This is a genomic window from Ottowia sp. (genome assembly GCF_035444425.1).
Lineage (GTDB): Bacteria > Pseudomonadota > Gammaproteobacteria > Burkholderiales > Burkholderiaceae_C > Ottowia.
Genome location: NZ_DAOMOQ010000066.1, coordinates 1 through 9,105 on the forward strand (window position 1 = coordinate 1; position 9,105 = coordinate 9,105).

Below are 9,105 nucleotides of genomic sequence, written 5' to 3' on the forward strand. Positions count from 1 at the left end.
TCGAGGCGCCGGGCAAGTTCCAGGTCAGCGACGGGGCGACGATGCTGGCGCAGGTCAAATAGCCCCTTGAGCCGCTGGCGCGGCTTCCCCCCAGGGGGACGTCGCCAGTGGCCGGGCCAAGCCCGCTCCACGGCGGCCGCTGGACTGGCCTGCTCTGCGGCCCGTTCTGGCGCATGCTGCGCGGCGCCGGATGTGTTTGTCTTGCGGGATGGGCGGCTTGTGTCGGTGTGCGGTGCTTCTTGTATGAGCGGTGGCCGCCGCGAAGCGACCCACTGATCAGTCCAGGTCGACCTTGAGATAGTGCGCGCCCGGCAGGGGGTTGTGGTAGTAGGGCGGGATTTCCTCGAAACCGAGGTCTTCGTACAGCGCACGCGCGGACTCCATGTCGTCCAGCGTGTCCAGCAGCACCGAGGCATAGCCCAGGCGGGTACCGGCTTCCAGCGCCGCCTCGGCCAGCTGGCGGCCCAGGCCGAAGCCGCGGAAAGCCTTGCGCACGTACAGGCGCTTCATCTCGGCCGCATTCGAATAGTCGACGTCATCGATCGGACGCAGGCCACAGCAGCCGGCCAGTTCGCCATCGACCAGCGCCAGCAGCAGCGTGCCGCGCGGCGCGGCGTAGTCACCCGGCAGCGCCGCCAGTTCCTCTTCGAAGCCCTGGAAGCACAGGTCCACGCCCAGCTGCTCCGCATACTCGCGAAACAGCGCGCGCGCTGCATCCAGCTGATCCGGTTCGACGGCGACGACGAGATCGATGGGCGGACGGGGCTCCACTGGGCTAACAACAGGGGTAGGGGGTACGGAGCAGTCCAGTTTAGCCCAGCATCGGCTGTGCGCCCAGTTGCACCACCCAGTACACCACGGCAGCTGCCAGCCCCAGCAGCACCAGCGCCAGCAGGCGGCTGCCGGCGCTGTCGCGTGCCACCGGCACCGGCTCGGCCAGATGCTTGTCGCCCGACAGCATCGGCACGATGAGGTTCTGCCGTCGCAGCATGTAGACCAGGATCGCCAGCACGTGCAGCGCCACCAGTCCGATCACCAGATACTGGCCGAAGTTGATGTGCCAGGAGGTCAGCCGGTCGATCGTCGCGCCCGAGACCAGCGAGGTCAGCGGGCCGGAGAAGGCGATCTCGTCATCGGCGAACAGGCCCGAGCCGACCTGCAGCGCCAGCACCGTCAGCATGGCGAATACCGACAGCGAACCAAGCGGGGTGTGGCCCGCGGTGTCGGTGGCGCTGGCCCCACCGCTGAGGTAGCGCCTGAGGCTGGCCGGGGTCGGCAGGAAGCTGGCAAAGCGCGACCAGTGGCCGCCGACGAAACCCCACAGCAGTCGAAACAGCAGCAGCGCGAACACCGCGTAGCCGAGCCGGATGTGCAGGTTCATCGCATTGCCGCCCACCTTGGCGGCGACGATCATCGCGATGACGCATGCGGCCAGGGTCCAGTGGAAAAGGCGGGTCGGCAGATCCCAGATGCGGATTTTTTGCATGGTGGTGATACGTTTGCTTAACACTTCGGCGCTATGCTGTGCCGGCAGTCGCCGAGTTTAGTGAGCTTTGCCGCGAAACGGGGGCTGCGCGGCGGGTTGTTGCCCGTCTTCCATTCAACCCAAGGAGTTTCCACGATGAAGCCAATGATCCGTGCCCTTGCCGTGCTGGCTGTCACCGCCGCCGTGAGCGTGCCCGCCGCGGCGCAGTTCGCCAAGGCCGAAGACGCCATCAACTACCGTCAGAGTGCGTTCGCGCTGCTCGGTCACCACTTCGGCCGCCTGGGCGCGATGGCGAACGGCAAGATGCCTTACGACGCCGCCGTCGCCGCGTCCGATGGCGAGATCATCGCGCTGGTTTCCAAGCTGCCGATCACCGGCCTGGTGCCCGGCTCCGAGAAGGGTCACGACACCCGGGCCAAGCCGGAGCTGTGGAAGGAAATGCCCAAGGTCAAGGAGCTCTACCAGGACATGACGACCGAGGTCCAGAAGGTCTCGGTGGCGGCCAAGAGCGGCAGCCTGGACCAGCTCAAGGCGGCTTTCGGCCCGGCGGCACAAAGCTGCAAGGCCTGCCACGACAACTACCGTGCCAAGTGACGCCGGCATGTTGATGCCCTGGCTCTGAACGAAAAAGCCGTGCATTGCACGGCTTTTTCATCGCGATCGCGGCTGTTGCACGCTCAGGCCGCCGCCAGCAGCTTTTCGATCAGCTTGTGCAGTTCGTCGAAATCGGGTGCGCCGACGTACTTCTTCACGATCTCGCCCTGCTTGTTGACGATGTAGGTGGTGGGCGTCAGCTTGACGTCGCCCCAGGCCTTGGCGACGGCGCCGGTGTTGTCGATGGCGACCTTGAACGGCAGCTTGCGCGTCTCGGCGAAATTGATCACGTAGGCCGGCGGGTCGTACTGCATGGCTACCGCCACGGTGTCGTAGCCCTGGTCCTTGAACTTGTCGTAGGTGGAGACGATCTGCGGCATCTCGGCCACGCAGGTGGTGCAGCTGGTGGCCCAGAAATTGACCAGCGTGACCTTGCCGCGGAAGTCCTGCGTCGTCTTGCTGCTGCCATCCAGCAGCACGAAGGTGGCATCGGGCGCCGCATCCTTGCCGCAGGCGCTCAGGCCGAGCGCGGAGGCCAGGAGCGCGACCAGGGTGAGGCGGCGGGTCGGGTGATTCAGCATGGGGTTGATTCTAGAAAACTGGTCCAGCCACGGCGAAAGGACGGGAACTCTTGCATTGCGAAACACGCTGCAATTGAATGACTCGCAAACGGCGTCAGAGTTCACCGCGCTTCGGCGCGTGCGCATGGACGGCCTCGGTCCGATGGCCGAACGGTGCGACGCCTTGCAGCCTTGGGCTGGCTGGCCTGAGCCTGGTGGCCGTCCGGGCGTGGGCCTCAGTTCGCCAGTTCCAGCAGGATCCGGTTGAATGCCTCCGGCGCGCTGATCATAGGGTCGTGCCCGGTCTGCAGTTCGACCACCCGGCTGCCCGGCAGCCAGGCGCCGTCCCAGAAGCCGGCGTCGGTGATGCGCGGGCGGATCGAGTCGATGGTGCCGAGCGAAGGCTGCACGCAGCTGATGTAGGTGCGCGGCACCCTGGCCACGCGGCGGGGGTCGAACTGCAGCGGATCCTGGTAGGTGCGGCCCGGGTGCGGCGTCTGGCGGCGTCGGACCCATTCGTAGTCGGCCTCGGCCAGACCGAACACGGTGGGGTCGGGCGCCGGAAAGCTGTAGGTGGGGCTGATCTCGGCCGCGTGCAGGCGCTCGCGCAGGGTCGGGCCGGCGTGGGTCGAGCTCCAGCTTTCGCCCGGCCTGGGCACCACCGCATCGACGTAGACCAGGTGCGCGAGCGTGCCCGGTGGCTCGCGGTCGGCCACTGCGGTGCCGAGCATGCCGGCGTACGAATGCACCACCAGGATGCAGTCATCCAGTTCCTCGGCTGCCAGCGCGTTGCGCACGTCAGCGATGTGCGTCTGTAGCGTGATGCCGGGCGCCAGCAGGTGCGCGCGTTCGCCGCAACCGGTCAGTGTGACGGCGTGCGCGCGGTGGCCGGCGCGGATCAGGGTGTTCAGCGTGTGGCGCCAGTACCAGGCGCCGCCCCAGGCGCCGTGGACGAGCAGGTAGTTGGCCATGCAGGTTCTCCTCGTGGGTTCGACGGGCGTTGGCGCGCCGCCTATCCGATCACCTGCTGCGCCCGCAGGGCGGCCAGCCGCGCCGCGTCGCAGCCCAGCAGTTCCGTCAGCACCTCGTCGGTGTGCTGGCCCAGCAGCGGTGGCGGCAGATCGGTGCGCACCGGGGTCCTTTCCAGCTTCAGCGGGCTGGCCACCAGCTTCAGGTCGGCTTTCAGCGGATGCTGCCAGTGCGTGACCATGCCGCGCGCGCGCACCTGCGGGTCGTCGAACACCTCAGCCAGGTTGTTGATGGCGCCGCAGGGCACCTTGGCCGCTTCCAGCGCGGCCAGCCAGTCGGCCTTGCTGCGCGTCTTCATGATCTCGGCCAGCTGCGGCACCAGCAGCGCACGGTGCGTGACGCGGTCGCGGTTCTTGACGAAGCGTGCGTCCTCGGCCAGCGCGGGGCAGTCGGCCACCTGGCAGAACTTGGCGTACTGGCTGTCGTTGCCGACCGCCAGGATGATGAAGTCCTGGCTGCCGTCCGGCTTGGGTGCGACTTCGAACACCTGGTAGGGCACGATGTTCTGGTGCGCGTTGCCGGCGCGGCCGGGCACCTTGCCGCTGACCAGGTAGTTTGCGCCCAGGTTGGCCAGCATGGCGGTCTGCGTGTCCAGCAGCGCCATGTCGAGGAACTGGCCCTCGCCGCTGCGCTCGGCATGGCGCAGCGCCGCCAGGATGCCGACGGTGGCGTACATGCCGGTGAACAGGTCGGCCACCGCCACCCCGACCTTCTGCGGGCCGCCGCCGAGGTCGTCGCGCTCGCCGGTGATGCTCATCAGCCCGCCCATGCCCTGGATCGCGTAGTCGTAGCCGGCACGCTCGGCGTAGGGGCCGGTCTGGCCGAAGCCGGTCAGACTGCAGTAGACCAGCTTCGGATTGATCGCCTTGAGGCTGGCGTAATCCAGTCCGTAGCGCGCCATGTCGCCGACCTTGAAGTTCTCGATGAACACCTGGCAGTGCGCCGCCAGCTCGCGGATCAGCTGCTGGCCTTCCGGTTTGGCGATGTCGCAGGTCACCGAGCGCTTGTTGCGGTTGGTTCCCAGGTAGTAGGCGGCCTCGTGCGATTCCTGCCCGTCGTCGCCGAGCAGGAAGGGCGGGCCCCAGGTGCGGGTGTCGTCGCCGCTGCCGGGGCGCTCGATCTTGATCACGTCCGCCCCCAGGTCGGCCAGGGTCTGGGTGCACCAGGGGCCCGCGAGGACGCGGGAAAGGTCGAGGACACGGATACCGTCGAGCGTATTCATGGGCTGGCATTGTCGCGGCATTCCGGCGCGGCGCGCATCACCGGCGACGCCAAATGGTCCGGCGCGGCCGGTCGATAATCGCGCCCATGCCTGTTTTCCCACCCGTTGCCGGCGCGCTGGCGGCGCTCGTGCTGGCCGCCTGCACGCCGCAGCTGAACTGGCGTGAACTGCGCCTGGCGCCGACCAGCGCCACCGCGCTGCTGCCGTGCAAGCCCGACCACGCCGAACGCAGCGTGCCGCTGGGCGGCGAGCCGACCATGCTGGTGGTCAACGGCTGCGATGCCGGTGGCGCCACCTTCGCGCTGATGACCGCCAGGGTGGCCGCCGGCCGCGCGCCGGATGCGCTGCTGGCCGGCTGGCAGCAGGCCACGCTGGCCAACATGGGCGCCAGCGACGCGGCCGAGCGCCAGCCCTTTCATCCGCCCAACGCCCTGCCGCTGGCGCACGCGCAGCGCCTGGTGGCGCAAGGGCAGAAGGCCGATGGCCAGGCCGTGCTCGCGCAGGCGGTGTGGAGCGCGCGTGCCGCCGACGATGGCGGCACCGAGCTGCTGCACGCCGTGATGTACGCACCCAAGGCGCAGCCCGATGTGGCGGACGCCTTCTTTGCCGGCATCAAGTGGCCATGACGACCGCTGCCCCCGATGCCGCGCAGGAGATGCTGCCGCGCCGCGCCGCCGTCGCGGTGTTCCTGGCGTTCGCGCTGGCCTACTTCTTCTCGGCGCTGCTGCGTGCGGTCACCGCCACGCTGTCGCCGGTGCTGACGGCCGAGTTCAGCCTGCATGCACGCGACCTCGGCCTGCTGGCCGGTGGCTATTTCCTCGGTTTTGCCGCCATGCAGCTGCCGCTCGGCGCCTGGCTGGACCGGCACGGGCCGAAGAAGGTGATCCTCGGCCTGCTGACGGTGGCGGTGCTCGGCTGCGTGGTGTTCGCCGTCGCCGGTGGCTTCGCCGGCTTGATGGCGGCGCGGCTGCTGATGGGCGCCGGCGTGGCGGCCTGCCTGATGGCGCCGCTGACCGGCTACCGGCGCTGGTTCGATGCCGGCACCCAGCTGCGCGCCAACGCCTGGATGCTGATGACCGGCTCGCTCGGCATGCTGGCGTCGACGCTGCCGGTGCAGTGGCTGCTGCCGGTGATCGGCTGGCGCGGCGTGTCCTGGGTGGTGGCGGCGCTGATCGCGGTGGCGATGGGGGTGATCGTGCTGATCGTGCCGCGCTGGCGCAGCGCGACGGCGGCGCCGGGTACCGACGCCAAGCCGGCCGCACAGCAGGGCTCCTACGCCGACATCGCGCGCAACGCCTATTTCCGCCACGCCACACCGCTTGGCATGGTCTGCTTCGGCGGCATGGTGGCGATCCAGTCGCTGTGGGCCGGGCCGTGGATGACGCGCGTCAGTGGCGCCACGCCGCTGGCGGCGGCCACCGGCCTGTTCTGGATCAACCTGAGCATGCTGGTCACCTTCTGGAGCTGGGGTATGCTGCTGCCGCGCATGACGGCACGCGGCATCTCGGTCGACAGCCTGGTCGCGCGCATCCAGCCGTTCAGCTTCGCGGCGCTGGCGCTGCTGGTGTTGCTGGGTCCAGCCGCCGGTGGCTGGAGCTTCGTGCTGCTGGCGCTGTACTGCGTGCTGACCACGCCGTCGGCGCAGGTGCAGCCGGTGGTGGCGCTGGCGTTTCCGTCGCACCTGGCCGGGCGCGTGCTGTCGGCCTACAACCTGGTGATCTTCGTCGGCATCTTCCTGGTGCAATGGGGCATCGGCCTGGGCGCTGACGCCTTCGAGGCCGTGGGCTGGTCGGCGGCCGATGCGCTGCGTGGCGCCATGGGCGCGTTCGGCGCGCTCAGCCTGGCCTGCTGGCTGCACTTCGTGCTCAGCGGGCGTCGATAATCCGTTGCCATGAACGCCGTCCTGCTGGTCGCCCACGCCCCGCTGGCGCACGCGCTGCGCGAGGCGGCGCTGCACGTGTTCGCCGAGGCCGCGGCCGAAATCGCCGCTGTCGACGTGCTGGCCGAGGCGACGCCCGAAGCCAGCCTGGCCGCGGTGCAGGCGGCGCTGGCAGGCCTGCCGTGCGAAGGCGGCGTGCTGATCCTGGCCGACGTGCTGGGCGCCACGCCCTGCAACGTGGCGCAGCGGCTGGTCGATGGCCAGCGCACGCAACTGGTGACCGGCGTCAACCTGCCGATGCTGCTGCGCGCGCTGACCTACCGGCACGAGCCGCTGCCCAGCATGCGGGACAAGGCGTTGGCCGGCGGCACCCAGGGCATCATGCCGCTGCCGCTGACGGCGCCCCAGGACCAGGCCCAACCAACACCCCATGATCCAGAACCAGATCACCATCAGCAATAAGCTGGGCCTGCACGCCCGCGCCGCCGCCAAGCTGACCAAGCTGGCCGGCAGCTACCCCTGCGAAGTGTGGATGAGCCGCGGCGAGCGCCGCATCAACGCCAAGAGCATCATGGGCGTGATGATGTTGGCCGCCGGCATCGGTAGCGTGGTGACCCTGGAGACCGACGGCGAACAGGAGCAGCAAGCCATGGACGCGCTGCTGGCGCTGATCAACGACAAGTTCGGGGAGGGGGAATGAACTCCCCCCTGAGTCGCTGCGCGCCTTCCCCCCTGAGGGGGGACAACGCTGGTGGTCGGGGGAACCCCGACCACGGCGTTCTGGCATGGCCTGATCCGCAGCCTTTTGTTGGCCTTGCTGCGCAGGCCTCTGAAAACACAGAGGCTTCCAGCGTCTGCGGTATGTCAGTGGCCTGGCGGGGCGCCGCATGACCTTTTCCATCCACGGCATCCCGGTCTCGCGCGGCATCGCCATTGGCCGGGCCGTGCTGGTGACGTCGAGCCGGGTCGATGTCACGCACTACTTCATCCAGCCCGACCAGGTCCAGGAGGAGCTGCAGCGCCTGCGCCTGGCGCGTGATGCGGTGGTGGAGGAGCTGCAGCGGCTGCAGCAGGAGATGCCCAGGGACGCGCCGCCCGAACTCGACGCGCTGCTCGACGTGCACCTGATGCTGCTGCAGGACGAGTTGATGGGCGCCGGCGTGCGCCAGTGGATCAAGGAGCGCCTGTACAACGCCGAATGGGCGCTGGTCACGCAGCTGGAGCTGGTCTCGCGCCAGTTCGACGAGATGGAGGATCCCTACCTGCGCGAGCGCAAGGCCGATCTGGAACAGGTGGTCGACCGCGTGCTGCGCCGCCTTAAGGGCGCGGCCGCGCCGGTGGCTGCGCCGCCACAGCGCCCGCCGCGTCAGCAGGATCTGGGGCTGGACGACACGGAGGACGTGCCGCTGGTGCTGGTGGCGCACGATCTGTCGCCGGCCGACATGCTGCAGTTCAAGAAGAGCGTGTTCGCTGGCTTCGTCACCGATGTCGGCGGCAAGACCAGCCACACCGCCATCGTGGCGCGCAGCATGGACATTCCGGCGGTGGTCGGCGCGCGCTCGGCCAGCCACCTGGTGCGGCAGGACGACTGGATCATCATCGATGGCGACGCCGGCGTGATGATCGTCGACCCGTCGCCCATCATCCTGGCCGAGTACGGCTACAAGCAGCGCCAGGGCGAGCTCGAGCGCGGCCGCCTGGCGCGCCTGCGCAACACGCCAGCGGTCACGCTCGACGGGCAGAAGATCGAACTGCTGGCCAACATCGAGCAGCCCGAGGATGCTGCTGCCGCGCTGGCCGTGAGCGCCGTCGGCGTCGGTCTGTTCCGCACCGAGTTCCTGTTCATGGGCCGCGAGGGCAAGCTGCCCGACGAGGACGAGCAGTACCAGGCCTACCGCGGTGCGGTGGACGGCATGCACGGCATGCCGGTGACCATCCGCACCATCGACATCGGCGCCGACAAGCCGCTCGACGACCGGCGCCCCGACACCCATCTGAACCCGGCGCTGGGGCTGCGCGCTATCCGCTGGAGCCTGTCGGAGCCGGCCATGTTCCTGACCCAGCTGCGCGCCATCCTGCGCGCCGCGGCGCACGGACGGGTGCAGCTGCTGATCCCGATGCTGGCGCACGCCAGCGAGATCCGCCAGACGCTGGAGCTGATCGACAAGGCGCGCGCGCAACTCGACGAGCGCGGCCAGGTGCATGGGCCGGTCAGGCTCGGCGCCATGATCGAGGTGCCGGCGGCGGCGCTGTCGCTGCGCCTGTTCCTGAAGCACTTCGACTTCCTGTCGATCGGCACCAACGACCTGATCCAGTACACGCTGGCGATCGACCG

General features: G+C 69.0%; 11 protein-coding genes. 6 read left to right on the plus strand and 5 right to left on the minus strand.

What is annotated here, in order from left to right:
- Positions 1-276 precede the first annotated feature (276 nt).
- Both PK606_RS15395 and PK606_RS15400 read right to left on the minus strand, forming a co-directional pair.
- The gene (locus PK606_RS15395) at positions 277-753 is read right to left on the minus strand and encodes a GNAT family N-acetyltransferase (RefSeq protein WP_502920861.1); all 477 of its coding nucleotides are present in this window, start codon (positions 751-753) and stop codon (positions 277-279) included.
- 58 nt (positions 754-811) lie between these two features.
- Positions 812-1,486, minus strand: a complete 675-nt coding sequence (locus PK606_RS15400; protein ID WP_324565211.1) for a cytochrome b/b6 domain-containing protein — start codon at positions 1,484-1,486, stop codon at positions 812-814.
- 135 nt (positions 1,487-1,621) lie between these two features.
- Here PK606_RS15400 and PK606_RS15405 point away from each other — a divergent pair, with 135 nt between their 5' ends.
- Positions 1,622-2,080, plus strand: coding sequence for a c-type cytochrome (locus PK606_RS15405; protein WP_324565212.1), 459 nt, complete (start codon positions 1,622-1,624; stop codon positions 2,078-2,080).
- Between the two features lie 83 nt (positions 2,081-2,163).
- Here PK606_RS15405 and PK606_RS15410 read toward each other — a convergent pair whose 3' ends face one another.
- The 3 genes from PK606_RS15410 to PK606_RS15420 all read right to left on the minus strand — a co-directional run bounded on the left by PK606_RS15410 (position 2,164) and on the right by PK606_RS15420 (position 4,891).
- Positions 2,164-2,661 (minus strand): TlpA disulfide reductase family protein, encoded by a 498-nt coding sequence (locus PK606_RS15410; protein WP_324565214.1) that lies wholly within the window; start codon positions 2,659-2,661, stop codon positions 2,164-2,166.
- Positions 2,662-2,876: 215 nt separating this feature from the next.
- Positions 2,877-3,611, minus strand: coding sequence for an alpha/beta fold hydrolase (locus PK606_RS15415; RefSeq protein ID WP_324565216.1), 735 nt, complete (start codon positions 3,609-3,611; stop codon positions 2,877-2,879).
- A 41-nt stretch (positions 3,612-3,652) separates the two neighbouring features.
- Positions 3,653-4,891 carry a CaiB/BaiF CoA transferase family protein gene (locus tag PK606_RS15420; RefSeq protein WP_324565217.1) on the minus strand — a complete coding sequence of 413 codons (1,239 nt, stop codon included), beginning with the start codon at positions 4,889-4,891 and terminating at the stop codon, positions 3,653-3,655.
- A gap of 86 nt (positions 4,892-4,977) precedes the next feature.
- Between PK606_RS15420 and PK606_RS15425 the strand changes: the two genes are divergently transcribed.
- The 5 genes from PK606_RS15425 to ptsP form a co-directional block, all read left to right on the plus strand.
- A complete protein-coding gene (locus PK606_RS15425) occupies positions 4,978-5,517 on the plus strand; it encodes a hypothetical protein (protein ID WP_324565218.1) in 540 nt (179 codons plus the stop codon).
- The gene (locus PK606_RS15430) at positions 5,514-6,773 is read left to right on the plus strand and encodes an MFS transporter (RefSeq protein ID WP_324565219.1); all 1,260 of its coding nucleotides are present in this window, start codon (positions 5,514-5,516) and stop codon (positions 6,771-6,773) included. The genes PK606_RS15425 and PK606_RS15430 overlap by 4 nt, the downstream gene beginning before the upstream one ends.
- Before the next feature lie 9 nt (positions 6,774-6,782).
- Complete coding sequence (locus tag PK606_RS15435; protein WP_324565220.1) at positions 6,783-7,232, plus strand: PTS sugar transporter subunit IIA; 450 nt, start codon at positions 6,783-6,785, stop codon at positions 7,230-7,232.
- Positions 7,201-7,470 carry an HPr family phosphocarrier protein gene (locus PK606_RS15440; RefSeq protein WP_324565221.1) on the plus strand — a complete coding sequence of 90 codons (270 nt, stop codon included), beginning with the start codon at positions 7,201-7,203 and terminating at the stop codon, positions 7,468-7,470. Before PK606_RS15435 ends, PK606_RS15440 begins: the two co-directional genes overlap by 32 nt.
- Before the next feature lie 187 nt (positions 7,471-7,657).
- Positions 7,658-9,105 (plus strand): phosphoenolpyruvate--protein phosphotransferase (gene ptsP / locus PK606_RS15445; RefSeq protein ID WP_324565223.1); only part of this gene is annotated, 1,448 nt, incomplete at its 3' end.

Bases quoted from the DNA above. Each gene is read 5' to 3' on its own strand.
- PK606_RS15435 (WP_324565220.1), top strand. From the start codon at position 6,783: ATGAACGCCGTCCTGCTGGTCGCCCACGCCCCGCTGGCGCACGCGCTG.
- PK606_RS15420 (WP_324565217.1), bottom strand. From the start codon at position 4,891: ATGAATACGCTCGACGGTATCCGTGTCCTCGACCTTTCCCGCGTCCTC.
- PK606_RS15415 (WP_324565216.1), bottom strand. From the start codon at position 3,611: ATGGCCAACTACCTGCTCGTCCACGGCGCCTGGGGCGGCGCCTGGTAC.
- PK606_RS15430 (WP_324565219.1), top strand. From the start codon at position 5,514: ATGACGACCGCTGCCCCCGATGCCGCGCAGGAGATGCTGCCGCGCCGC.
- PK606_RS15425 (WP_324565218.1), top strand. From the start codon at position 4,978: ATGCCTGTTTTCCCACCCGTTGCCGGCGCGCTGGCGGCGCTCGTGCTG.
- PK606_RS15410 (WP_324565214.1), bottom strand. From the start codon at position 2,661: ATGCTGAATCACCCGACCCGCCGCCTCACCCTGGTCGCGCTCCTGGCC.
- PK606_RS15400 (WP_324565211.1), bottom strand. From the start codon at position 1,486: ATGCAAAAAATCCGCATCTGGGATCTGCCGACCCGCCTTTTCCACTGG.
- PK606_RS15440 (WP_324565221.1), top strand. From the start codon at position 7,201: ATGATCCAGAACCAGATCACCATCAGCAATAAGCTGGGCCTGCACGCC.
- PK606_RS15405 (WP_324565212.1), top strand. From the start codon at position 1,622: ATGAAGCCAATGATCCGTGCCCTTGCCGTGCTGGCTGTCACCGCCGCC.